Raw genomic sequence first — 24792 nt, 5'->3', positions numbered from 1 at the left:
TTTTCCTGCAACGCCCCCTTGTTCCTCACCGGCTTGCGGTTAGTGTGGCGCCTCGAAACTCAGGTCGGGGAGACAGCATGACAGAAGCATTCGATCCGCGCGCCCTCGCAGCCAGGCTTTACAGTCTGCGGCGGGCCGGCAGACAGGAGGCGACCAGCGCCTTCCTGTCGCCGGCCAATCTCCATCAGGCGACGGAAGCGCAGCACTTTCTCGCCGCGGCCGACGGCATTTCCAGCAATGCATGGAAGGTGACGGTTTCGCCGCAAGGCCACGCCGTCAGCGCTCCGCTGCATCCCTATGCCGAAGCCGTCTCAGGTGCTGAAATCTCCTGGTATCCAGGGCTGAAATTCGAAACCGAGATCGCCGTGCGCCTCGGCAAGGACCTGCCGATCCGCGCGGGCAAGCCGTACAGCCGCGCCGACGTGGTCGAGGCGATTTCCACTGTCCATCTCGGCGCCGAACTGCTGATCAGCGCCGTCAGGGAAAGCGGCAGCGTTTCCTTCCTGCTGTTTGCCGCCGACCGCCTCGGCAACAGCGGCTATGTGCTCGGCCCGAAGCTCGACAACAGCGTTGTCGATACCGCCGGCGGCACGCCGCTCAAGGTCACCCATGCCGGCCGCACCATCTATGACGGGCCTGCCCAGCATCCGAAGGGCGACGTTCTCACTTGGCTGGTCGACTACGCTAATGACGGCTGGCGTCCGCAAACATCGCTTAAGGCAGGCGCGCTGATCACAACGGGCACGTTGAGCGGCGCGATCGAACTGGCCGAACCCGGCGAGATCGACATCCTTTTCGGCGATGCCAGGCTAAGTTTTTCGGTATCGAAGACATGATGAACGTTGGTTATACCCGCGGCCGCGGCAATTCCCCGCTGTCTCACCTTCTCCAGAGAAAAGGTAAGTTGACAATCCAGGTTTAGTTTTGCAGGAACCGGGTGTGGATGGGAGGCCGATGCATGTCAGAGGCACTCCCCAACCTGCAGCGCCGAACCCGGAGCAGACCATGCCTTCGTCTTTCCTTGCCCTGTCTCAAATCACCTATGCCATTGGGCCGAAGCCGATCCTGCATGGCATCGACCTGACCCTCGATCAGGGCCGTATCTACGGCTTGGTGGGACCGAACGGCTCCGGCAAGAGTACGCTTTTGAAGATCATTGCCCGGCAGATCGCGCCGCAATCCGGCGCGATCTCCTTCGGCGGCAAGGTGGCGGCGGACTGGGGCGCCCGGGAATTTGCCCGGCACGTCGCCTATATGCCGCAATTTACCCCGGCGACTGACGGGATGACCGTGCGCGAACTCGTGGCGCTCGGGCGTTTTCCCTGGCACGGCACACTCGGTCGCTTCACCGCGACAGACCGCAGCAAGGTCGAGGAGGCCATCGCCCGCACCGAGCTTCAGGACTTCACCGATCGTCTCGTTTCCGACATGTCCGGCGGCGAGCGCCAGCGCGCCTGGATTGCCATGATGCTCGCCCAGAATGCCCGCTGCCTGCTGCTCGATGAACCGACATCGGCGCTCGACCTCGCCCATCAGGCCAGCGTCCTCTCCCTGGTACAGCAACTCAGCCACGAACGCGGGCTGACCGTCATCATCGTGCTGCATGATATCAATCTCGCCGCCCGCTACTGCGACGCGATCGTCGCACTGAACCGCGGCCGGATCACGGCCGAAGGCACGCCCGGCGAGATCATGCAGGCCGAGAAGCTGCATTCGATTTTCGGCGTCGGCATGGGCGTCTTCGCGCATCCGGTGCGAAACGAGCCGGTCAGCTATCTCTTATAGGCCGCCGCCTCACACCTTTTCGCGGAACATCTCGATGATGGCGGAGAAATCCCGACCGCCGTTACCCTGCTTTTCGAAGAGCGAATAAAGCTGCGCTGCCTCCGCGCCGAGCGGCGTCGAGGCGCCGCTTGCCAGCGCCGCCTCCTGCGAGAGCTTGAGATCCTTTAGCATCAGCGCCGCGGCGAAACCCGGCTTGTAGCCGTTGTTGGCGGGCGAGGTCGGCACCGGCCCGGGCACCGGGCAATAGGTATTGATCGACCAGCACTGGCCTGATGAGGTCGAGGCCACGTCGAACAAAGCCTGATGCGAGAGGCCGAGTTTTTCGGCCAGCACGAAGGCCTCGCAGACGCCGACCATGGAGATGCCGAGGATCATGTTGTTGCAGATCTTCGCCGCTTGACCGGCGCCCGCTTCGCCGCAATGGACGATCTTCTTGCCCATGGCCTCGAGAATCGGTTCGGCTCGGGCAAAGGCTTCCGGGGAGCCGCCGGCCATGAAGGTCAGTGTGCCCGCGCCCGCCCCGCCGGTACCGCCGGAGACGGGCGCGTCGAGCGACAGGCAGCCTGCGGCCTTGGCCATCTCATGCACCTTGCGGCTGCTTTCCACATCGATTGTGGAGCAATCGATGACCAGCGTGCCCTGCGCAGCGGTCTGCAGGATGTCGGTCCACGCCGTCAGCACATGCCGGCCCTGCGGCAGCATCGTGATGATGATCTCCGCGTCCTTGACCGCTTGGCTGGCATGGCTTGCCGGCTTGACGCCGCTTGCCTCGGCCGCCTTCAGCACCGAAGCAGCGAGATCGAAGCCAAGGACCTCGTGGCCTGCCTTGACGAGATTGGCCGCCATCGGGCCGCCCATATTGCCGAGGCCGATGAATGCAATCTTTGCCATGGTCTTCTCCTATCGATTGTCTTCAAGGATCATCGCCGCCGCCTTTTCGGCGATCATGATGGTCGGCGAATTGGTGTTGCCCGAGGTGATCGACGGCATCACCGAGGCGTCCGCGATCCTGAGCTTGCCGAGCGCCCTGAGTTTCAGCCTGGGATCGACGACGCTGTCCCGGTCGGCGCCCATACGGCAGGTACCAACCGGATGAAAGATCGTCGTGCCGATATCGCCCGCCGCCCGCTCCAGATCGGCCTCCGTCTGGTAGTTCGGCCCGGGCTTGAATTCTTCCGGCCTAAAACGGGCGAAGGACGGCTGCGCCACGATCCTGCGCGTCAACCGTATTGAACGGACAGCTATGTCACGGTCACGCTGCGTCGAGAGGTACTTCGGGCTGATGGTCGGCTGGGCGGCGAAATCCGGGCTCGACAGGTGCACCGAACCGCGGCTTTCGGGCCTCAGATTGCAGACGCTGGCGGTGATCGCCGGGAAAGGATGGACCGGATCGCCGAACTTCTCCAGCGACACCGGCTGCACGTGATATTGCAGATCAGGCGTTTCCCGGTCGGGGCCTGAGCGGGTGAAGATGCCGAGCTGGCTCGGCGCCATCGCCATCGGGCCGGAACGGCGCACGAGATATTCGAGCCCGATCGCCGCCTTACCGATCAGCCGGGTCGCCTTCTCGTTCAGCGTCGGCACACCCGTCACCTTATAGGCCAGGCGCAGTTGCAGATGGTCCTGCAGGTTCTCGCCGACACCCTTCACCTCGGTGACGACATCGACTCCGGCTTGGCTGAGAACCTCGCCCCTGCCGATGCCCGACAGTTCCAGAATATGCGGCGAGCCGATCGAACCGGCCGAGAGAACGGTTTCCTTTGCTGCATAGGCGCGCTTCGCCACGCCCTGGTGCTGGAATTCGACGCCGGCGACCGCCCCCTCCTCCACCAACAGCCGCCGGACCTGTGCCTTGGTCAGCACGGTCAGGTTGAGGCGCCGCATCGCTGGCCTCAGGAAGGCCTTCGACGTGTTCCAGCGGATGCCCGAGCGCTGGTTGACGTCAAAATAGCCGGAGCCTTCGTTGCTGCCGCGGTTGAAATCCTCTGTCTCCGGAATTCCGGCTTCCCTGGCCGCCTGCTGAAAGGCATCGAGCACGGCCCAGCGCACACGGGCCTTCTCGATGCGCCATTCGCCGCCAGCCCCATGCATCTCGTCTTCGCCGCGGTAAAAATCCTCTGACTTGCGGAAGAAGGGCAGAACATCGTCCCATCCCCAGCCGGTGCAGCCCATCTGCCGCCAGAGGTCGTAATCGCGCGCCTGGCCGCGCATGTAGATCATGCCGTTGATCGACGAGCAGCCGCCGAGCACCTTGCCGCGGGGATAACTCAGCGCCCGGCCGTTCAGCCCCGCTTCCGGCGCCGTGGTGAAGCACCAGTCGGTGCGCGGATTGTTGATGCAATAGAGATAACCGACGGGAATATGAATCCAGTGGTAATTGTCGCTGCCGCCGGCTTCGAGCAGCAGCACCCGGCTCCTGCCGTCAGCGGATAACCGGTTGGCGAGTACGCAGCCGGCACTGCCTGCCCCGATGATGATGTAGTCGTAACGATCCATGTGCGCCCTGCATGAAAATCCAGATGCTTGGCCGCCCGCCTCTGCCCGCGCTGCGGAAAGACGAGAGGGCCGCCCGTTAGCGGCGATAGACGAAGCCTAGTCTCCGCCCCAGCCGCGAAGCATAGAACTCGCCGATGATGCCGCGGCGGAAGATCAGAACGCAGACCATGAAGACGATGCCGGTGATGATCGTCACCGGGAATTCCGAGGTGGCGAGGTAGTTTTCCAGCGCCACCACCAGACCCGCACCGAAGAGCGGGCCGATCAGCGTGCCGATGCCGCCGAGCAGCGTCATCAGGATCACCTCGCCCGACATCTGCCAGGCGACGTCGGTGAGCGTCGCGAACTGGAAGACGATAGATTTCACCGCGCCCGCCAGTCCGGCAAGCGCCGCCGACATGACGAAAGCGCCGAGCTTGTAGCGCGCAACCGAATAGCCGAGCGAGATCGCCCTTTGCTCGTTTTCGCGGATTGATTTCAGGATCATGCCGAAGGGCGAATTGATGAAACGCCAGATAATCAGCACGCCGATAATGAACACGGCGAGCACGAAATAATACATGTTGGTCGAGCTGTTGAGATCGATGACGCCGAAGAGATGGCCGCGCGGCACCGACTGGATGCCGTCTTCGCCCTCGGTGAACTTCGCCTGCAGGCAGAAGAAGAAGAACATCTGCGACAGCGCCAGCGTGATCATCGCGAAATAGATGCCCTGCCGGCGGATGGCGAAGAAGCCCATGACGAGGCCGAGCAAGGCAGCCCCAACGACACCGATCAGGATGCCGAGCTCCGGCGGCAGCCCCCATGACTTTACCGTATAGGCGGTAAAATAGGCCGCCCCGCCGAAGAAGGTGGCATGTCCGAAGGAAAGCAGGCCGGTATAGCCGAGCAGCAGGTTGAAGGCGCAGGCGAACAGCGCGAAGCATAGCAGCTTCATCAGGAAGATCGGATAGAAGAAAAACGGGGCGAGCAGCAGAAGCAGCAGCCCCACGAGGAGGAAGCCAGCCTGCACCGAAAGAGCGGTTCGGCTTTTTTCCGTTCGGATGGTTTCGGTGATGTCAGCCATGTCAAGCATCCCGGCCGAAGAGGCCCGCGGGCCTGATGAGAAGCACGATCGCCATGATGACGAAGATCACGATGTTGGATGCCTCGGGATAAAAGACCTTGGTCAGTCCCTCTGCAATGCCGAGCACGTAACCGGTGATGATCGCGCCCATGATCGATCCCATGCCGCCGACGACGACCACGGCGAAAACGACGATGATCATGTTCGAGCCCATCAGCGGCGAGACCTGGTAGATCGGTGCGGCCAGCACGCCCGCAAAGGCTGCAAGTCCGGCGCCAAGCGCATAAGTGAGCGTGAGCAGCACCGGCACGTTGACGCCGAAGACCTGCACCAGGACGGAATTTTCGGTGGCGGCGCGAAGATAGGCCCCGAGTTTGGTCTTCTCGATCAGAAGCCATGTGCCGAGACAGGCGACGAGCGAGACGACGACCACCCAGCCGCGATAGATCGGCAGGAACATGAAGCCGAGATTGGCGCCGCCGGCAAGGGCTGGGGGCGTCGCATAGGGTTGGCCGGACGAGCCATAGAGATAGCGGAAGGTGCCCTCGACGGCGAGCGCCAGCCCGAAAGTGAAAAGCAGGCCGTAGAGCGGATCGAGATCGTAGAGCCGGCGCAGGAACAGCCGCTCGATGATCGCGCCGGCAAGTCCGACGATGACGGGCGCCAGGATCAGCGACGGCCAGTAGCCGATGCCGGCATAAGTCAACAACAGATAGGCGACGAAGGCGCCGAGCATATATTGGGCGCCATGGGCGAAGTTGATCACCCTTAGAAGGCCGAAAATGATCGCGAGGCCGAGGCTGAGCAGCGCATAAAACGAGCCGTTGATCAGGCCGATCAGAAGCTGGCCGAGCAGCGCCTGCAGGGGAATGCCGAAGATCATCGTCATCTGGTCACACTCCCAGAACCTTGTGCAGCGTATCCATGCGCTGCGGCAGTTCGCCAACCGGGAATTCCGACACCATCTGCCCATGATCCATCAGATAGAAGCGATCGGCAATACGGCTGGCGAAGCGGAAGTTCTGCTCGACGAGCAGGATCGTCATGCCGCGCTCCTTGAGTTTCTTCAGCACCTCGCCGATGCGCTGGACGATGACGGGAGCAAGCCCTTCCGTCGGTTCGTCGAGGATCAGCAGCCGCACGCCGGTGCGCAGGATACGCGCGATCGCCAGCATCTGCTGCTCGCCGCCTGATAGTTTGGTGCCCGGGCTGCCGCGGCGCTCGTAGAGATTGGGGAAGAGCTCGTAGATCTCCTCGAGCGTCATGCCACCGCTGGCAACGACCGGCGGCAGCAGCAGATTTTCCGAAACGGTGAGCGTCGAAAAGATACCGCGCTCCTCCGGCACGAAGCCGATGCCGCGGTGCGCCGTCTTGTGCAGCGGCACATGCATCATGTCTTTGCCGGCAAAGCTGATCCTTCCCTTGCGGGTTCGCACGATGCCGGTGATGGTGCGCAGCGTCGTCGTCTTGCCGACGCCGTTGCGGCCGAGAATGGTGATCGTCTCGCCCTCGCCGACATGCATGTCGACGCCGTGCAATATATGGCTTTCGCCGTACCAGGCGTTGAGGCCCTGAACCTCGAGGAGAGCGGCCATCAGTGCTCCTCCGTGCCCATATAGGCCACGCGCACGCGCTCGTCCTGACTGACAGTGGCATAGTCGCCCTCGGCGAGGATCTCGCCGCGCTGAAGCACGGTGACGTGCTGGCAGATATTGGCGACGACGGAGAGATTGTGCTCGACCATCAGCACCGCCCGGTCGCGAGCAACGTCGCGGATGATCGCCGAGACGACGCCGACATCCTCTTGCCCCATGCCGGCCATCGGCTCATCGAGAAGCAGCACTTTCGGCTCCAGCGCCAGCGTCGTGGCGATCTCCAGCACGCGCTTGCGGCCATAGGAAAGATCGGCGGCGAAATGGTCGCGCTCCTTGGAAAGGCCGACGCTCGCAAGCAGCTGTTCGGCGCGCTCGTTCAGCCTGTCGAGTGCCGACAGCGGCCGCCAGAATTGCGTCGACAGATGGTTCGGCCGCTGCAGCGCCACGCGCACATTGTCGAGGACCGAGAGATGCGGGAAGACCGCCGAGATCTGGAAGGAGCGCACCAGCCCCATGCGCGCCACCCTGTCGGGCGGCGTGTCGGTGATATCGGTGTCCAACAGGGTGATGGTGCCAGCCGTCGGCTGCAGGAACTTCGTCAGCAAGTTGAAGACCGTGGTCTTGCCGGCGCCGTTCGGGCCGATCAGCGCATGCACGCTTGCGTCGTGCACGTCGAGATCGACATTCTTGACGGCCGTGAAGCCGCCGAAATCGCGGCGCAGGCCGCGGGCGGACAATACCACCCGCGGCTTTGCCTGAGTTTCAATCGCGGAAACCGCCATCGTGCTCACTTCACCAGATCGCAGCCGCTCTTAGCGGGATCAATGTAGGCTTCCTTGCCGGGAATGGTCGCGAGAACGTTGAAGTAGTCCCACGGCTCCTTGCTGTCGGCGGGCTTCTTGACCTGCAGGAGATACATGTCGTGAATCATGCGGCCGTTGGCGCCAACCGTGCCGCCGCGGCCGAAGACGTCGTCAACAGGCATTTGATGCAGCTCTTTGGCGACGGCTTCCGTCTCGTCGGTGCCGGCTTTCTGCACCGCCTTCAGATACTGCGTCACCGCCGAATAGGTGCCGGTATGGACCATGTTCGGCATCTTGCCGGTGCGGTCGAAGAACTTCTTGGCGAAGGCGCGGCTTTCGTCGTCGCGGTTCCAGTAAAAGCCCTCTGTCAGCGTCAGCCCCTGCGCCGCCTCAAGGCCGAGACCATGGACTTCGGCGAGTGTGAAGAGCAGCGCCGCCAGATGCTGGCCACCCTGGGTGATGCCGAACTCGGCCGCCTGCTTGATGGCGTTCGAAGTGTCCAGGCCGGCATTGGCAAGACCGATCACCTTGGCGCCCGATGATTGCGCCTGCAGCAGGAAGGAGGAGAAGTCCTGGCTCGACAGCGGATGGCGAACGGCGCCGACGACCGTGCCGCCGCTCGCCTTCACAAAGTCGGTTGTCTGCTGCTCCAGCGAGTAACCGAAGGCGTAGTCGGCGGTCAGGAAAAACCAGCTGTCGCCGCCCTGCTTGACGAGCGCGCCGCCGGTGCCGACGGCCAACGCATGCGTGTCATAGGCCCAGTGGAAGCCGTAGGGCGAACAGGCCTTGCCGGTGAGATCGGTCGTCGCAGCGCCGGTCACAATGTCGATCTTCTTCTTCTCCTTGGCGATCGCCTGCACCGCAAGCGCCACCGAGGAGGTCGTCAGTTCCATGATCGCATCCACCTGCTCGGTGTCATACCATTGGCGGGCGATGTTGGAGGCGATATCCGGCTTGTTCTGGTGGTCGGCATCGACGATCTCGACCGGAACGCCGAGCACCTTGCCGCCGAAATCCTCGACCGCCATCTTGGCGGCCTCGACGGAAGACTTGCCGCCGAAGTCGGCATAGACGCCCGATTGGTCGTTCAGGATGCCGATCTTGACCTTGCCATCGGTCGCGCTCTGCGCGAGCACCGCTGTGCTGCTCGCAAGCAGAAATGCAACTGATGCAACGAGATTCTTACGCATATTCTCTCCTCCCAGAGATGAGCCAGATTGCGGGTCTGTTCAGATTTGGCCAGCCGCACTCCTCAGAGCGGCCGATCCTTGGCCTACGATCACGGAAATTCCGCATTGAAGCAACGGGTGGTTTACAACTAATTCCAAACAGTATCTGTTCGTTTTTGAACAGATAGGAACGGCGATGACCAATCCACCGCAGTTTACTTGGGACGATCTTCAGTTTTTTCTAGCGGTCGCCCGTACCGGACAGCTCTCGACGGCGGCCCGGCAATTGCGCTCCAGCCATGCCACCGTTTCGCGACGTATCGACCGGCTGGAATTTACCCTCAAGGTCAAGCTGTTCGAGCGCAATCCGCGCGGTTACGTGCTGACTGCCATGGGCACGCGTTTCATCGAGACGGCCGAGCGGATGGAGCAGGAGACCGAGCGGCTGCGCGCCGACCTTGCCGATGGCTCGATGGCGCAGCGCGGCCTGGTGCGCCTCAGCGCGCCCGAGGGCTTTGCCAATTTCTTCTTCGCCACCGTGTTGCCGCGCTTTGCCGCCCAGCATCCGCATCTTTCGCTCGAGCTGGTGACAATCCAGCAGATCATGTCGCTGTCGCGCAAGGAGGCCGATCTTTCCGTTGTGCTCGACGAGCCGAAAGGCGGGCCTTATTACGCTGAAAAGCTGACCGACTATCACCTGCAGATCTACGGCTCGCGCAACTACCTGGCAAAGGCGCCTGATATCACTAGCCGCGAAGATCTGCTTCAGCATCCCTTCGTTAGCTATATCGAGGAAATGATTTTTGCGCCGGGGCTGGATTATCTCAGCGATGTGCATCCGCGCATCAAACCGCAGTTCCAGAGCTCCAGCATTTTCGCGCAGCTCACCGCCACCCGAAATGGCCTCGGCTTATGCATCCTGCCCTATTTCTTCGCCAGCCGTTATCCCGAACTCGTGCGCGTGCTGCCCGAGGAGATCGACCTGAAGCGCCATTACTGGATTACCTGCCATCGCGACCTGAAACAGGCGCCGCGTGTGCGGGCCGTTATCGACTTTCTGCGCGAGGCCGTGCGCGGCGAAGATGCGCGCTTCGTGCCGCCTTTTGTCGCCAACGCCCCGCGCCAACCAGAATCCGAAACGTGATTACTTGAGAAACTCCGCCCGGTGCGGCGTGAAGGTATCGATCAGCCGGCCCTTTTCCAGTGCCTTGACGCCATGGACGAGATTGGGCGGCACGATGAAGCTGCCACCCTGCCGCAGCAGTTCAGTGCGGCCATCGATCGTCACCTCGAAGCTGCCCTCGGCAACGTAACTTGCCTGGATGTGCGGATGCGAATGGGCTGCACCCACGGCGCCGCTTTCGAACGCCACTTCCACCATCATCATCTCGGGCAGATAGGTCATGATGCGCCTGGTGACGCCGGGCTCCGGATTGACCCATTGCGCACCTTCGGCCGATACGAACAGATCGCTTGACGACATTTCCGCCTCCTCATTCCAGAATCGAACGCGGGCAAAGTGGATCATACCGCGGCGTTTGAAAAGATGGCGGCCCCTGTCTTTTCGATAGGGCCGCCTTGTTGTTGACGCGCTCGGCTGGCGGGTCTATGCGACCTTGAGCGAGGCAAGCCTGAATGAGGAGACGCCGCCATGCAGCATACGCGCGAGGTTTTCGACTGGGCCGACCCATTCCGCCTGGTGGAGCAGCTGACTAACGAGGAGCGCATGGTGCAGGACACCGCCCATGCCTATGCGCAGCAAAAGCTCACTCCCCGTGTTCTCGACGCCTTTCGCAATGAAAAGACCGATCCCGCTATCTTCCGCGAAATGGGCGAACTCGGCCTGCTCGGCCCGACGATTTCGCCAGATTATGGCGGCGCAGGCTTAGGTTATGTGGCCTACGGCCTGATCGCTCGCGAGGTCGAAAGGGTCGACAGCGGCTACCGTTCGATGATGAGCGTGCAGTCCTCGCTGGTCATGGTGCCGATCGAAACCTTCGGCTCCGAGGAGCAGAAGCTGAAATACCTGCCGAAGCTGGCGACCGGCGAATGGATCGGCTGCTTCGGCCTCACCGAGCCCGATCATGGCTCCGACCCCGGCTCGATGGCGACACGCGCCAGGAAGGTCGACGGCGGCTACAGCCTGACCGGCTCGAAGACCTGGATCTCGAATGCGCCGATCGCCGATGTCTTCGTCGTCTGGGCAAAAACCGAGGACGGCCTCATCCGTGGCTTCATCCTCGAAAAGGGCTGGAAAGGGCTTTCGGCGCCCGCCATCCATGGCAAGGTTGGCTTGCGCGCCTCGATCACGGGCGAAGTGGTGATGGATGGGGTTTTTGTGCCCGAGGAAAACCTGTTACCCGGCGTCACCGGCCTCAAGGGGCCGTTCACCTGCCTCAACTCGGCCCGCTTCGGCATTGCCTGGGGCGCACTTGGTGCGGCCGAAGATTGTTATGCGAGAGCCCGGCAATATACGCTGGAGCGCAAGCAGTTCGGCCGGCCGCTCGCCGCCAACCAGTTGATCCAGAAGAAACTCGCCGACATGGCGGCGGAAATCGCGCTCGGCCTTCAGGGCTGCCTGCGGCTCGGCCGGATGAAGGAGGAAGGCCATCCGCCGGTGGAGCTGACCTCGATCCTCAAGCGCAACAGCTGCGGCAAGGCGCTGGAAATGGCGCGCGCGGCCCGCGACATGCTCGGCGGCAACGGCATCTCCGACGAATTCGGCATCGCCCGTCATCTCGTCAACCTCGAAGTCGTCAACACCTATGAGGGCACACACGACATCCACGCGCTGATCATCGGCCGGGCGATCACCGGCATCGCCGCCTTCGCGAACTAAATCAGCGGCGCCGCTCAGCGCTGGCGAATTGCCACGCGCCCGACAATGTGCGACCTTCCCTGGCTGCGGCACACGGCCGGCAATGAGGGGATCGCGCATGTTTCTGCTTCTTGCATTGCTGATCGGTGTCATCTCGGGCCTTCGCGCCATGACCGCGCCCGCTGCCGTCGCCTGGGGCGCCGCGCTCGGCTGGGTCGACGTATCGCAGACACCGCTTGCCTTCATGGGCTACCGGTGGACGCCGTGGATTTTCACCGTTCTCGCCGTCGTTGAACTCGTCACCGACCAGCTGCCGTCGACGCCGTCGCGCAAGGTGCCGATGCAGTTCGGCGCCCGCATCGTCACGGGAGCACTTGCCGGCGCCACGATCGGCGCAGCCAGCAGCCTGCTTTTCGGCGGGCTGATCGCCGGCGTGATCGGCGCCGTCATCGGCACCTATGGCGGCGCCGCCCTGCGCGCCAAGCTTGCCGCCGCCTTCGGCAAGGATCTACCGGCCGCCCTCATCGAGGATGCCGTTGCCGTTGTCGGCGCTCTATTAATCGTGGGAGCCGTGTCATGAAGAGCTTCGACGCCATCGTTATCGGCGCCGGCCAGGCCGGCCCGTTCCTCGCCGCCCGCATGGTCGAAAAGGGCATGAAGGTAGCGCTGATCGAACGCAAATTTCTGGGCGGCACCTGCGTCAATGCCGGCTGCATGCCGACCAAGACGTTGGTCGCCAGCGCCCGCGCTGCCCATGTCGCAAGAAGTGGCGCCGCCTACGGTGTCAATATCCCCGGCGAAATCGCTATCGACATGAAGGTGGTGAGAGCCCGGGCGGAAACCGTGACGATGAATGCCCGCAACGGCCTGATCGGCTGGTTTGACAGCATGGAGGGCATGAGCGTGATCTACGGCCATGCCCGTTTCGAGGATGCGAAAACCATCCGCGTCAACGGCGAGACGCTGACGGCGCCGCGCATTTTCCTCAATGTCGGCGCGCGGCCCGTCATCCCCGAACTGCCGGGCATCGACGATATCGATTACCTCACCAGCACGTCGATCATCCATCTCGATACGCTGCCGCGGCACCTGACGGTGATCGGCGGCAGCTATATCGGCTTGGAATTCGCGCAGATGTATCGCCGCTTCGGCGCCGAAGTCAGCGTCATCGAGCACGGCCCGAAGCTCGCTTCACGCGAGGATGAGGATATATCGGACGCGATCGCCGATATATTGCGCTCCGAAGGCATCGAGGTTCATACCGATGCCGGCGATATCGCCTTTGCCCGAAACGGCAGCGGAGTGAGCGTTGTCGCCGGCGCGGCGAAGATCGATGCAAGCCATGTTCTGATCGCCACCGGCCGCCAACCGAATACCGACGACCTCGGCCTCGATGCCGCCGGCGTGGCGACGGATAAGCGCGGCTACATCACCGTCGACGACAAGCTTGCCACCAATGTCGAAGGTATCTTTGCGCTCGGCGATTGCAATGGTCGCGGCGCCTTCACCCATACCTCCTACAATGATTTCGAGATCGCCGCCGCCAACCTCCTCGATGGCGACGACCGCAAGGTCTCAAGCCGCATCCCGGCCTATGCGCTCTACATCGACCCTCCGCTCGGCCGGGTCGGCATGACGGAGAAGCAGGCGCGCGCCTCCGGCCGCAGGATCATGGTCTCGACCCGGCCGATGAGCCGCGTCGGCCGCGCCAATGAACGCGGCGAGACCAAGGGCTTCATGAAGGTGATTGCCGATGCCGAGACCAAAGAGATCCTCGGCGCGGCGATCCTCGGCATCGAAGGCGACGAGGTGATCCACGGCCTGATCGATGCGATGAATGCCGGAACCACCTATCCCGCACTGAAATGGTCGGTGCCGATCCATCCGACAGTGTCGGAGCTGATTCCGACACTGCTTGGGGATTTGAAGCCGGTTTAAGGCCAGGAACGCGTGTCCATCGAACTCCTGATCGAAAATTATGGGCTGCTGGCGATCTTTCTGGGCGCCGCCTTCGAGGGCGAAACGGCGGCTTTTCTCGGTGGCGTGATTTCCCACCGGGGGCTGCTGTCCTATTGGTCGGCGTCGCTGGCGGCCGTCGCAGGCTCCTTCGCCGGCGATCAGTTCTGGTTCTTCGCCGGCCGCTATGCTGGGCAATGGGCTCCCGTCCGCCGGCTGATGGAACGACCCGCGCTCGCCCGTGCGACACGGCTGCTGGAAAAATATCAGACCGGCTTCATCCTGGCGTTCCGTTTTCTCGTCGGCTTGCGCACGATCAGCCCAATCGTCATTGGCACGACGCGGATAACGACCGGTAAATTCGTCATCCTGAATGCGGTAGCCGCTCTGGTGTGGGGGCAGCTCTTCACAGCACTCGGTTATCTGTTCGGCAACGGCATCCAGCAGATACTGGGCCACCTTCCCCTGCACCGGCATCTGCTGATCGCCGTCGCAGCCGCCGCTGTCGTCGCAGCCGCGGCTCTACTCTTTCGCAGGATGAAACCAAGCGGCAGGCATCCGTAAAGGCGCTGCGGCGCCTATTCCATAACGATCTGCAGCTTCACGTCGCTCGGCCGGGCCTCGACGGCGCGGTCGAATGCCTTGACCGAATCTTCGAACTTGAACGTCTCGGAGATCAGCGGCTTCAGATCGACCCGGCCCGAACCGAGCAATGCGATCGACCGCTCATATTGGTGAGCATAGCGGAACACCGTTTCGATGCGGATTTCCTTGGTGGAGGCCATCGAGACGTCGAAGCCGATCGGGTTCACCGGCAGGCCGACGGCGACGATGACACCGCCCGGGCGCGGCAGCGCCACGATCGTCTCCCAGGCCTTCGGCGACCCGGAGCATTCGAAGACGACATCCGCACCCCAGCCGTCGGTCAGCCGACCGACCTCTTCGGCCAGGTTCTTCTCGCGGATGTTGACCGGGATGACACCCTGATATTGCGCGGATATATCGAGCTTCGGCTGGGCGAGATCGGCAACGATCGCGCGAGCGCAGCCGCCGGCAAGAGCGGCAATCGCGACCATCGTGCCGATCGGCCCGGCGCCGAGCACGACGGCAGTATCGCCGGGCGCAATCTTCGCCTTGGCTGCCGCCTGCATGCCGACGGCAAAGGGTTCAACCATCGCGCCTTCCGCGAAGCTGACATTGTCGGGCAGCTTGAAAGTATAATTGGCCGGATGCACCACTTCGGGCGTCAGTACGCCATGGATTGGCGGTGTCGCCCAGAAGCTGACGGCAGGATCGATATTGTACATGCCGAGCCTGCTCGCCTTCGAGTTCGCATCGGGAATGCCGGGCTCCATGCAGACACGGTCGCCGATTTTCAGATGTGTCACACCGGCCCCGACCTCGACCACCGTGCCGGCCGCCTCATGGCCGAGCACCATCGGCGCGTTGACGACGAATGGGCCGATCTTGCCGTGGGTGTAATAATGAACGTCCGAACCGCAGACGCCGACAGTATGAATCTTGATTCTCACCTGCCCTGGCCCTGTCTCCAGCGGCAGATCGATATCGCGCAACGCAAGCTCATGCTGGCGCTCCAGCACCAGCGCACGGACTTTGGTCATTGTTGGTTTCCTTCCCTTTGGCCCCGAAGATTCAGAGGTGCCGTTGAGGCGACTATAAGACCGCAGGGCGCTCCGATTCAACCGCCTGAGTAAGCTTTTGCCCATCACGCGACGAAATGCTCATGTGCGTAGCCCGAAAGATAAGCGCTGATAAACCTCCGTATGATTCCGGAAGAGCACAGCGCGCGGTACAGTCTTACTCGTGAGCCACGGCAAGGCGGGAAGGCGACAAGTGATGAAGCATGATAACGACAATGTCGGCGGAAGCCGGCTTTCCCAGAGGATGCTTAGACCGCTTCGAAAATTCTGGCGCAGACTGGTGGCCGATTTGAACGCCGCCCTTCGCAGAGACAACCCGGGGCAGCCAATGCGCGTCATTCTGCGGACGCGGGATCGAAATCGCCCCCGGCAGCGTTAAGAGCATGCACCCGCACGGCGTGGCGGGAGCATGACGGCTCCCGGCGCCAATGGCTCGGCAATATAGGAAGGCCATCATGAAGTCGGTCGTGTCATTCTGCCTGTTCGCATCCCTTCTTTTCGCCGGCAACCAGGCGGCCGCGGCCCTCGAACAAGCATCACTGCCCTCGCAGCAGCAGGAAGAAGAGCTCGTGCCGGCCAATGTCGAGCTTACCTTCAGCGGTCCCGTCGATCTTGCCCGCTCGACCGCCACCTTGCTCGATGCCCAAGGCAGGGCGCTCCCCCTCGGCAAGCCGTTCCTCTCCGGCCCCGAAGGATCCATATTCAAGATCCCTCTCGATCCCGCAATGGCGCCCGGCCTCTATACCCTCGACTGGCGCGTCCTCTCGATGGACGGCCGCAGCGCCGAAGGCCGCTACCAGTTCCGGGTCGACCCTTGAATTTCAAGATCGCGCCCTGCTCTCGTTTCCGCTGCAGCGGCCTGAAAGCATTTATAAGATTTTTATATTGATGCGGTTTCGGCCGTCTCGAACCTTTATGCGCTCCGGCTCCATATTGGTGCCCGAGAGATCGAAGGATCCGCTCCACGCCACAAAGCATAAAAGGCAGTCTCCTACGGCGGCGGCCCTTTGTCTTGTCTGACTCCAACAAGAACAACATGAGTCACAATCATGATGGATACCATTCTGCTCGGCACAGCGATCCTATTCTTCGCGCTGTGCTTTGCCTATGTCGCAGCCTGCGACAAGCTCTAAGGAGAAGCGACGATGACCCTCGATTATGTCCTGAGCGGCGCCGTAACCGTGTTTCTCACCGTTTACCTCACCTACGCTCTCTTACGCCCAGAACGCTTCTGAACCGGCGCTTGCGAGGCCGCGCTGCGCGACCGAGAACCAGCCGGGTATTGAAAGTTTTAGCTCCATGACCCTCAACGGATGGCTTCAGATCCTGCTCTATTGCGGGATCGTCCTTTTGCTCGTCAAACCGCTCGGCGGCTACATGACGCGCGTCTATAACGGCGAGCGAACGTTCCTCTCGCCCGTCCTCGTCCCGATCGAACGCGGACTTTACCGTATGGCCGGCACCGGCGAAGGCGAGGAGCAGCATTGGACCTCCTATGCCTTGGCGATGCTGATGTTCAACCTTCTCGGCGTCCTCCTCCTCTACGCGTTGATGCGCCTGCAGGGCGTTCTGCCCTATAATCCGGCCGGCATGGCCGCTGTTCCGCCCGACCTTTCCTTCAACACCGCCGTCAGCTTTCCCACCAATACCAACTGGCAGAACTACGGCGGCGAAAGCACCATGTCGTATCTGACGCAGATGGCCGGCTTCACGGTGCAGAATTTCCTGTCCGCCGCCACCGGCATGGCCATCGCCGTCGCCTTCATCCGTGCCTTCGCACGGGCGTCTGGCAAGGCGATCGGCAATTTCTGGGTCGATATGATCCGCGGCACGCTCTACATCCTGCTGCCGATCTGCATCGTGCTGACGCTCGTCTTCGTCTATCTCGGCGTACCGCAGACGCTCGGGCCCTATGTCGACGCGACGACTCTCGAAGGCGGCAAGCAGACGATCGCCCTCGGCCCGGTCGCCTCGCAGCTCGCCATCAAGATGCTCGGCACCAATGGCGGCGGCTTCTTCAACGCCAATTCGGCCCATCCGTTCGAAAATCCCGATGCGATTTCCAACCTCATCCAGATGGTTTCGATCTTCGCGATCGGTGCGGCTCTGACCAACGTCTTCGGCCGCATGGTTGGCAACCAGCGCCAGGGCTGGGCGATTCTGGCCTCGATGGGCGCGCTGTTCGTCGTCGGCGTCGGCATCACCTATTGGGCCGAAGCGGCCGGCAATCCGCTGATGCATGGCTTTGGCCTCGCCGGCGGCAATATGGAGGGGAAAGAAGTCCGCTTCGGCGTCGCGCTGTCCTCGCTCTTCGCCGTCATCACCACCGCCGCCTCCTGTGGCGCCGTCAACGCCATGCATGGCAGCTTCACCGCGCTCGGCGGCCTCATTCCGCTGATCAACATGCAGCTCGGCGAAATCATTGTCGGCGGTGTCGGCGCCGGCTTCTACGGCATCCTGCTGTTCATCATCGTCGCCGTCTTCGTCGCCGGGCTGATGGTCGGGCGTACGCCGGAATATCTCGGCAAGAAGATCGAGGCGAAAGAAATGAAGATGGCCGTTCTCGCCATCCTCAGCCTGCCGCTCGCCATGCTTGTTTTTACCGCCATAGCAACGGTGCTGCCCTCCGCTGTCGCCTCGGTCGGCACTCCCGGACCGCACGGCTTCTCCGAGATCCTCTATGCCTACACCTCGGCGGCGGCCAACAACGGTTCGGCCTTCGGCGGTCTTACAGGCAACACGCCCTGGTACAATGTGACACTCGGCATCGGCATGCTTGCCGGCCGGTTCCTGGTCATCATCCCGGCGCTCGCCATTGCCGGTTCGCTCACCGCCAAGAAGACAGTTCCGGCCTCGGCAGGCACCTTTCCGACCGACGGTCCGCTCTTCGTCGGCCTGCTGATCGGCACGATTCTGATCGTCGGCGGCCTGACCTTCTTCCCGGCGCTGGCCCTCGGTCCAATCGTCGAACACCTCGTCGCGATCGCCGGACAGACCTTCTGAGGCGATGCCGTAGCCCACATCCCCAGGTTTCCTCGTCGTCCTCGTTTCAAAGCTGGAGTCTCTTATGAGCCAGGCAAAATCCGCGAGCATCATCGATTCTCGTATCCTTATTCCGGCCGTCGGCGCCGCCTTCAGGAAGCTCGACCCACGCGCCCTTGCCAGAAATCCCGTCATGTTTGTCGTGGCCACTGTTTCGGTGCTGACCACCGTCATCTTCCTGCGCGATCTCGTGGCGGGCAACGGCAATCTCGGCTTCTCGTTCCAGATCAACCTCTGGCTCTGGTTCACCGTGCTCTTTGCCAATTTCGCCGAGGCCGTCGCCGAAGGCCGCGGCAAGGCGCAGGCGGTTTCGCTCCGCAAGGCGCGCACCGAAACCCAGGCCAAGCTGCTGATAGCCAACGGCGGCGGCTACCGCATGGTGCCGGGCACCAGCCTCAAGGTCGGCGATATCGTGCTGGTCGAAGCCGGCGACATCATCCCTTCGGACGGCGAAGTCATCGAAGGGGTCGCCTCCGTCAACGAAGCGGCGATCACAGGTGAATCCGCTCCGGTCATCCGCGAATCCGGCGGCGACCGTTCGGCGGTGACAGGCGGCACGCAGGTGCTCTCCGACTGGATCCGCGTGCGCATCACAGCGGCGGCCGGCTCCACCTTCCTCGACCGGATGATTTCGCTTGTCGAAGGCGCGCAGCGCCAGAAGACGCCGAACGAGATCGCGCTCAACATCCTGCTCGCCGGCATGACGCTGATCTTCGTGCTGGCGACGGGGACGATCCCGAGCTTTGCCATCTATGCCGGCGGCTCGATCCCGATCATCGTGCTCGTCGCGCTCTTCGTCACCCTGATCCCGACGACGATCGGTGCGCTCTTGTCGGCGATCGGCATTGCCGGCATGGACCGGCTCGTCCGCTTCAACGTGCTTGCCATGTCCGGCCGTGCCGTGGAAGCGGCCGGCGACGTCGACACGCTGCTACTCGATAAGACCGGCACGATCACACTCGGCAATCGCCAGGCGACGGCCTTCCACCCGGTGCGCGGCGTTTCCGAGCAGGAGCTCGCTGATGCCGCGCAACTCGCCTCGCTTGCCGACGAAACGCCGGAAGGCCGTTCGATCGTCGTGCTCGCCAAGGAGAAATATGCGATCCGCGGCCGCGACATGGCGAGTCTCAAGGCCAGCTTCGTGCCTTTCACCGCCCAGACCCGCATGAGCGGCGTCGATCTCGAAGGCGCTTCGATCCGCAAAGGCGCGGTCGATACGGTGCTCGCCTATGTCAAAGGCGACGCCCCCTCGAAGAACGGCAACGAGGTTATGCGCGAGCTGCAGTCGATATCAGACGAGGTCGCCAAGTCAGGCGGCACGCCGCTCGCCGTTGCTCGCGACGGCAGGTTGCTCGGGATCATCCAGCTGAAGGACATCGTCAAGGGCGGCATCCGCGAACGCTTCACCGAGCTTCGCCGCATGGGCATCCGCACCGTCATGATAACAGGCGACAATCCGCTGACAGCAGCGGCCATCGCCGCCGAAGCCGGCGTCGACGACTTCCTTGCCCAGGCAACACCCGAGATGAAGCTGGCGCTGATGCGCGAGGAACAGGCCAAGGGCAAGCTCGTCGCCATGTGCGGCGACGGAACCAACGATGCCCCGGCGCTGGCCCAGGCCGACGTCGGCGTTGCCATGAACACCGGCACCGTCGCCGCCCGCGAGGCCGGCAACATGGTCGATCTCGACTCCGACCCGACGAAGCTCATCGAGATCGTCGAAATCGGCAAGCAACTGTTGATGACACGCGGCGCGCTGACGACCTTCTCGATCGCCAACGACATCGCCAAGTATTTCGCCATCATCCCGGCGATGTTCCTGACCTTCTACCCGCAGCTCGGCATCCTCAACATCATGGGGCTTTCGACTCCGCAGAGCGCCATCCTTTCGGCGATCATCTTCAACGCGTTGATCATCATCGCGCTGATCCCGCTGTCGCTGAAGGGTGTGCGTTACCGTCCGATCGGCGCTGGCGCGCTTCTGTCACGCAACCTGCTGATCTACGGCCTCGGCGGCATTGTGGTTCCCTTCATCGGCATCAAGGCGATCGACATGGCCGTCGCGGCCCTCCGTCTCGCCTGACATCTCTAGGAGCTAAGAACAATGTTGAAAGAACTTCGCCCGGCCGTCGTTATGATCGTTGCCACTACAGCCATCACGGGCCTGCTTTATCCGCTCGCCATGACGGGGGCGACCCAGGCGCTCTTCCCGACCCAGGCGAATGGCAGCCTGATCGAGAAGAACGGTCAGGTGATCGGCTCGAGGCTGATCGGCCAAGCCTTCACCAGCGACAAGTATTTCCACGGTCGTCCCTCGGCCGCCGGCGACGGCTACAATGCCGCCGCCTCCAGCGGCTCGAATCTCGGCCCGACCAGCCAGAAGCTGATCGACCGGGTGAAGGGCGACTATGAAGCGGCCGAGGCGGCAAACCCGAACGCCGAGGTGCCGGCCGACCTCGTCACCGCGTCCGGCAGCGGCCTCGATCCCGATATTTCGCCCGAGGCCGCCTATTTCCAGGTGCCGCGCGTCGCCAAGGCGCGGGGCCTTGATGAGACCAAGGTCAAGGCGCTGGTCGACGGCGCCGTCCACGACCGCGAGCTCGGCATTTTGGGAGAACCTACCGTCAATGTTCTGGCGTTGAACCAGAGCCTTGATGCTTCTATGACTGAGTGAGTTTGGCAGGTTAGATGCTGTGGTTTGGCGACAAGGCCAACCCCACTCTCCGCCATCCTCGGGCTTGACTCACTGATGTCCGGTTGGCGCTAACGGCTGCCCCTCACCCTAACCCTCTCCCCGTTCTGACGGGGAGAGGGGACGTGCCAAGCGAGAGCTAGGCGAGGGACGGAGAGGTCGCGGCGCGTCCCCTTCGCCCCGTTTACGGGGAGAAGGTGGCGGCAGCCGGATGAGGGGCTGATCTCGCCGCGTAAACATCGGGAATGCCATCCGCCAGCTGAACCTCGATTGCCGCCATTCGCAGAAAGACAACACGCATGCCAGACGACAACCGCGACCAGGCCGGCAGGCCCTCGCCCGATGCGCTTCTCGAAAAAGCCCGGGCGGAGATGCGCGGCCGTCTGAAGATCTTTCTGGGCGCCGCCCCAGGTGTCGGCAAGACCTATGAAATGCTGGTCTCCGGTCGTGCCAAACTCGCCGACGACCTCGACGTCGTCATCGGCGTCGTCGAGACTCACGGGCGCAAGGAGACCGAGGCGCTGCTCGCCGGTTTCGAGATCATTCCCCGTGTCAAAATCGACTATAAGGGGCGGCCGCTCGAAGAAATGGACCTCGACGGTATCCTCGCCCGCCGGCCCGATCTCGTGCTGGTCGATGAACTCGCCCATACCAATGTCGAGGGCAGCCGGCACCCGAAGCGCTACCTCGACGTCAAGGAATTGCTCGACCGTGGCATCGACGTCTACACGACGCTCAACATCCAGCATGTCGAAAGCCTGAACGACGTCGTCTCGCAGATCACCCGCATCCGTGTGCGCGAGACGGTGCCGGATTCGATCATCGACCTTGCCGACGACGTCGAGATCATCGATCTGACGCCGGACGATCTGATCAAGCGCCTGCATGACGGCAAGGTCTATGTGCCCCGCACCGCCGAGCGGGCATTGGCAAACTATTTCACCCCGGGCAACCTGACGGCGCTGAGAGAACTTGCGCTACGCAAAACCGCCCAGCGCGTCGACGATCAGTTGCTCACCCATATGCAGGCTCACGCGATCTCCGGCCCTTGGGCGGCGGGCGAACGTATCCTCGTCTCGATTGACCATCACCCGCGCTGCGCCTCGCTGGTGCGATATGCAGCTCGTATGGCCTCGCGCCTGCGTGCGCCCTGGGCCGCCGTCTATGTCGAGACCAGCCGTTCGGTCAATCTGACCGAAGCCGAGCGCGACACTGTTGCCGCAACGCTGCGTCTTGCCGAACAGCTCGGCGGCGAGGCGATCACGATTCCGGGCCGCGAGGTCGCCGAAGAGCTCGTCCGTCACGCCACAGCAAACAATGTCACCCACATCGTCATCGGCGCCCCCAAGATGGCGACATGGCGCGACTGGTGGAGCCGTTCAATCACCGACGAACTGATCCGCAAGACCGGCGAGATCAGCGTCCATGTCATTTCCGGCAATGAGAAGGACGGCACCACCGCGCGCGGCATCCGGGCGGCGGCCACGGCCCCTGAATTCGATTTCAGAGCCTATCTGCTGGCGACCATCTATGTTGTCATCGCGCTTGGCGTCAGCATCGTGCTCGATCAGGTGCTCGACGTGCGTAACCTTGCCCTCGTGTTCCTGATGGCGGTGCTGACCTCTGCCGTGCTGCATGGGTTACGGCCGGCGCTCTACAGCTGCATTCTCGGCGCGCTGTCCTTCAACTTCTTCTTCCTGCCGCCGCGCTATACGCTGACGATCAGCGATCCGGAAAGCGTGCTGGCCCTGTTCTTCTTCCTCGGCGTCGCCATCATCGCCAGCAATCTGACCGCGACCGTGCAGCGGCAGGCGGCCGCCGCCAGGCAGCGGGCCCGCACGACGGAAGATCTCTATCTTTTCTCAAAGAAGCTCGCCGGCACCGGTACGCTCGACGACGTGCTCTGGGCGACCGCCTTCCAGCTCGCCTCCATGCTGAAGGTCCGTGTCGTGCTGCTCTTGCCGGAAGAGGGCACCATCGCCGTCAAGGCCGGTTATCCGCCCGACGACACGCTCGACGATGCCGATATCGCCGCCGCCCGCTGGGCCTGGGAGCACAATCACGCCGCCGGCCGCGGCGCCGATACCCTGCCCGGCGCCAAGCGGCTCTATGTGCCGCTGAGGACCGGGCGCACCGCCGTCGGCGTCATCGGCCTCGACAGCGACCGCCGCGACGGGCCGCTGCTGACGCCGGAGCAGCAGCGGCTGCTCGATGCGCTGGCCGATCAGGCGGCTCTTGCGATCGAACGCGTCCAGCTCGTCGCCGATGTCGACCGGGCAAGGCTTGCGGCCGAAGCCGACAGGCTGCGTTCGGCCCTGCTCACCTCGATTTCGCATGATCTGAAAACGCCGCTTGCGGCTATCCTCGGCGCCGCCGGCACGCTGCGCGACTATTTCGCCTCCATGCCGGAGGAGGACCGCGCCGATCTGCTTTCCACCGTCGTCGACGAATCCGAGCGCCTCAATCGTTTCATCGCCAACCTGCTCGACATGACTAAGATCGAATCCGGTGCGATGGAGCCGAATTTTGCGCTGCATTATGCCGGCGATATCGTCGGCAGCGCGCTGCGCCGCGCAGCAAAGATCCTCGAGCGCCACAAGACCGAGACGAGCATTCCCGCCGACCTGCCGATGGTGCGCGTCGATCCTGTCCTGTTCGAGCAGGTGATCTTCAACCTCCTCGACAATGCCGCGAAATATGCGCCCGAGGGATCGGTGGTCCATATTGAGGGCTGGGCCGATGCCGACAACGTCGTCCTGCAGGTCTCGGACGAAGGCCCAGGCATTCCACCCGCCGACCTTACCCGCGTCTTCGACACCTTCTATCGCGTGCGCAAGGGCGATCAGGTGCGTGCCGGCACCGGCCTCGGCCTTTCCATCTGTCGCGGTTTCGTCGAGGCGATGGGCGGCACGATCACCGCCGCCAACCGAAAGGGCCGCCCGGGCGCCGTCTTCACCATCCGCCTGCCAAAACCCAACGACATACCGAAACTGGATGAACTCAGATGACCGGTTCAGCCGTCAAGATCCTCGTCGTCGACGACGAGCCCCCAATCCGCAAGCTTCTTCGCGTCGGCCTGACCGCGCAGGGCTACGAGGTGCAGGAGGCGCCGAATGCGGCAAACGGCCGCCAATCGGTTGCCGACGGCAGGCCCGATCTCATCCTGCTCGATCTCGGCCTGCCCGACACGCCTGGCCATGACCTCTTGCAGGAGTGGCGCGACGAAGGCCTGTCCATACCCGTCGTCATCCTCTCCAGCCGCACCGACGAGGCCGGCATCGTCAAGGCGCTGGAAAGCGGCGCCGACGATTATGTCACCAAGCCCTTCGGCATCAACGAACTTGGCGCCCGCATCCGCGTGGCGCTGCGCCATCGCTTGCAGCAGCAGGGCGAAAAGGCGATCTTCCAGACCGGCGGGCTGTCGGTCGACCTCGTCAAGCGCATCGTCAAGGTCGACGGCGAGGAAATGAAATTGTCGCCTAAGGAATATGACATCTTGCGCGTGCTCGCCCAGCATGCCGGCAAGGTGCTGACACACCAGTTTCTTTTGAAGCAGGTATGGGGGCCGGCGGCTGACGTGCAATATCTGCGCGTCTATATCAGGCAGCTCAGGCAGAAGATCGAGCAGAGCCCCGACCAGCCACACTATATCACCACCGAAACCGGCGTCGGCTATCGGCTCAGGGAACCGGACTGACCTGCTCTCCCA

23 protein-coding genes are annotated in these 24792 nt (G+C 62.9%); 14 read left to right on the top strand and 9 right to left on the bottom strand.

Annotated elements, in window-relative coordinates:
* The first annotated feature begins 77 nt into the window (after positions 1-77).
* Together NMA58_RS28600 and NMA58_RS28595 are read left to right on the top strand one after the other, a co-directional pair.
* Entirely contained in the window at positions 78-836 is a 759-nt protein-coding gene (locus NMA58_RS28600; protein WP_434714480.1) for a fumarylacetoacetate hydrolase family protein, read from the top strand.
* A gap of 169 nt (positions 837-1005) precedes the next feature.
* Positions 1006-1785 (top strand): ABC transporter ATP-binding protein, encoded by a 780-nt coding sequence (locus NMA58_RS28595; protein ID WP_434714479.1) that lies wholly within the window; start codon positions 1006-1008, stop codon positions 1783-1785.
* 9 nt (positions 1786-1794) lie between these two features.
* Here the strand turns inward: NMA58_RS28595 and mmsB are convergent, their stop codons facing one another.
* The 7 genes from mmsB to NMA58_RS28560 form a co-directional block, all read right to left on the bottom strand.
* Positions 1795-2676, bottom strand: a complete 882-nt coding sequence (gene mmsB, locus NMA58_RS28590) for a 3-hydroxyisobutyrate dehydrogenase (protein ID WP_434714478.1) — start codon at positions 2674-2676, stop codon at positions 1795-1797.
* 9 nt (positions 2677-2685) lie between these two features.
* Positions 2686-4281, bottom strand: a complete 1596-nt coding sequence (locus NMA58_RS28585; protein ID WP_434714477.1) for a GMC family oxidoreductase — start codon at positions 4279-4281, stop codon at positions 2686-2688.
* Positions 4282-4357: 76 nt separating this feature from the next.
* Positions 4358-5347, bottom strand: coding sequence for a branched-chain amino acid ABC transporter permease (locus tag NMA58_RS28580; protein ID WP_434714476.1), 990 nt, complete (start codon positions 5345-5347; stop codon positions 4358-4360).
* A gap of 1 nt (position 5348) precedes the next feature.
* Positions 5349-6236 carry a branched-chain amino acid ABC transporter permease gene (locus NMA58_RS28575; protein ID WP_430958837.1) on the bottom strand — a complete coding sequence of 296 codons (888 nt, stop codon included), beginning with the start codon at positions 6234-6236 and terminating at the stop codon, positions 5349-5351.
* A gap of 4 nt (positions 6237-6240) precedes the next feature.
* Entirely contained in the window at positions 6241-6942 is a 702-nt protein-coding gene (locus tag NMA58_RS28570; RefSeq protein ID WP_434714475.1) for an ABC transporter ATP-binding protein, read from the bottom strand.
* Positions 6942-7724, bottom strand: a complete 783-nt coding sequence (locus NMA58_RS28565) for an ABC transporter ATP-binding protein (RefSeq protein WP_434714474.1) — start codon at positions 7722-7724, stop codon at positions 6942-6944. The genes NMA58_RS28570 and NMA58_RS28565 overlap by 1 nt, the downstream gene beginning before the upstream one ends.
* A 5-nt stretch (positions 7725-7729) precedes the next feature.
* Positions 7730-8935 (bottom strand): ABC transporter substrate-binding protein, encoded by a 1206-nt coding sequence (locus NMA58_RS28560; protein ID WP_430958834.1) that lies wholly within the window; start codon positions 8933-8935, stop codon positions 7730-7732.
* A 175-nt stretch (positions 8936-9110) separates the two neighbouring features.
* Here NMA58_RS28560 and NMA58_RS28555 point away from each other — a divergent pair, with 175 nt between their 5' ends.
* Positions 9111-10058: a LysR family transcriptional regulator gene (locus NMA58_RS28555; protein ID WP_430958833.1), complete on the top strand. Its 948-nt coding sequence runs from the start codon at positions 9111-9113 to the stop codon at positions 10056-10058.
* Here NMA58_RS28555 and NMA58_RS28550 read toward each other — a convergent pair whose 3' ends face one another.
* Complete coding sequence (locus tag NMA58_RS28550; RefSeq protein ID WP_097600895.1) at positions 10059-10397, bottom strand: cupin domain-containing protein; 339 nt, start codon at positions 10395-10397, stop codon at positions 10059-10061. It lies immediately after the preceding gene.
* A 168-nt stretch (positions 10398-10565) separates the two neighbouring features.
* Here NMA58_RS28550 and NMA58_RS28545 point away from each other — a divergent pair, with 168 nt between their 5' ends.
* From NMA58_RS28545 to NMA58_RS28530, 4 genes are all read left to right on the top strand, one after another.
* On the top strand, positions 10566-11753 hold the full coding sequence (locus NMA58_RS28545; protein WP_434714471.1) for an acyl-CoA dehydrogenase: 1188 nt from the start codon (positions 10566-10568) through the stop codon (positions 11751-11753).
* A gap of 97 nt (positions 11754-11850) precedes the next feature.
* Positions 11851-12312 (top strand): DUF4126 family protein, encoded by a 462-nt coding sequence (locus tag NMA58_RS28540; RefSeq protein WP_434714470.1) that lies wholly within the window; start codon positions 11851-11853, stop codon positions 12310-12312.
* Positions 12309-13670, top strand: coding sequence for an FAD-containing oxidoreductase (locus NMA58_RS28535; RefSeq protein ID WP_434714469.1), 1362 nt, complete (start codon positions 12309-12311; stop codon positions 13668-13670). The genes NMA58_RS28540 and NMA58_RS28535 overlap by 4 nt, the downstream gene beginning before the upstream one ends.
* Positions 13671-13682: 12 nt before the next feature.
* The gene (locus NMA58_RS28530) at positions 13683-14252 is read left to right on the top strand and encodes a DedA family protein (RefSeq protein ID WP_097600830.1); all 570 of its coding nucleotides are present in this window, start codon (positions 13683-13685) and stop codon (positions 14250-14252) included.
* A gap of 14 nt (positions 14253-14266) precedes the next feature.
* Here the strand turns inward: NMA58_RS28530 and NMA58_RS28525 are convergent, their stop codons facing one another.
* Positions 14267-15310, bottom strand: coding sequence for an NAD(P)-dependent alcohol dehydrogenase (locus tag NMA58_RS28525; RefSeq protein ID WP_434714467.1), 1044 nt, complete (start codon positions 15308-15310; stop codon positions 14267-14269).
* Between the two features lie 494 nt (positions 15311-15804).
* Between NMA58_RS28525 and NMA58_RS28520 the strand changes: the two genes are divergently transcribed.
* The 7 genes from NMA58_RS28520 (at position 15805) to NMA58_RS28490 (ending at position 24780) form a co-directional block, all read left to right on the top strand.
* Positions 15805-16167: a copper resistance CopC family protein gene (locus NMA58_RS28520; protein ID WP_085781067.1), complete on the top strand. Its 363-nt coding sequence runs from the start codon at positions 15805-15807 to the stop codon at positions 16165-16167.
* Positions 16168-16494: 327 nt separating this feature from the next.
* The gene (locus NMA58_RS28515; RefSeq protein ID WP_003547774.1) at positions 16495-16584 is read left to right on the top strand and encodes a K(+)-transporting ATPase subunit F; all 90 of its coding nucleotides are present in this window, start codon (positions 16495-16497) and stop codon (positions 16582-16584) included.
* Positions 16585-16648: 64 nt separating this feature from the next.
* Positions 16649-18352, top strand: coding sequence for a potassium-transporting ATPase subunit KdpA (gene kdpA, locus NMA58_RS28510; RefSeq protein ID WP_434714463.1), 1704 nt, complete (start codon positions 16649-16651; stop codon positions 18350-18352).
* 64 nt (positions 18353-18416) lie between these two features.
* Entirely contained in the window at positions 18417-20474 is a 2058-nt protein-coding gene (gene kdpB, locus NMA58_RS28505; RefSeq protein WP_434714462.1) for a potassium-transporting ATPase subunit KdpB, read from the top strand.
* A 21-nt stretch (positions 20475-20495) separates the two neighbouring features.
* Positions 20496-21065 (top strand): potassium-transporting ATPase subunit KdpC, encoded by a 570-nt coding sequence (kdpC, locus tag NMA58_RS28500; protein WP_434714461.1) that lies wholly within the window; start codon positions 20496-20498, stop codon positions 21063-21065.
* 317 nt (positions 21066-21382) lie between these two features.
* Entirely contained in the window at positions 21383-24091 is a 2709-nt protein-coding gene (locus NMA58_RS28495; protein WP_434714460.1) for a DUF4118 domain-containing protein, read from the top strand.
* On the top strand, positions 24088-24780 hold the full coding sequence (locus NMA58_RS28490) for a response regulator (protein ID WP_434714459.1): 693 nt from the start codon (positions 24088-24090) through the stop codon (positions 24778-24780). The genes NMA58_RS28495 and NMA58_RS28490 overlap by 4 nt, the downstream gene beginning before the upstream one ends.
* The last annotated feature ends 12 nt before the right edge of the window (positions 24781-24792 follow it).

Origin of the sequence: Rhizobium sp. YTUHZ045, assembly GCF_051124255.1 — a bacterium.
In the GTDB taxonomy this organism is placed as follows: domain Bacteria; phylum Pseudomonadota; class Alphaproteobacteria; order Rhizobiales; family Rhizobiaceae; genus Rhizobium.
The sequence above is the reverse complement of the archived record's forward strand: the minus strand, read 5'-3'. Positions and strand labels throughout refer to the sequence as shown.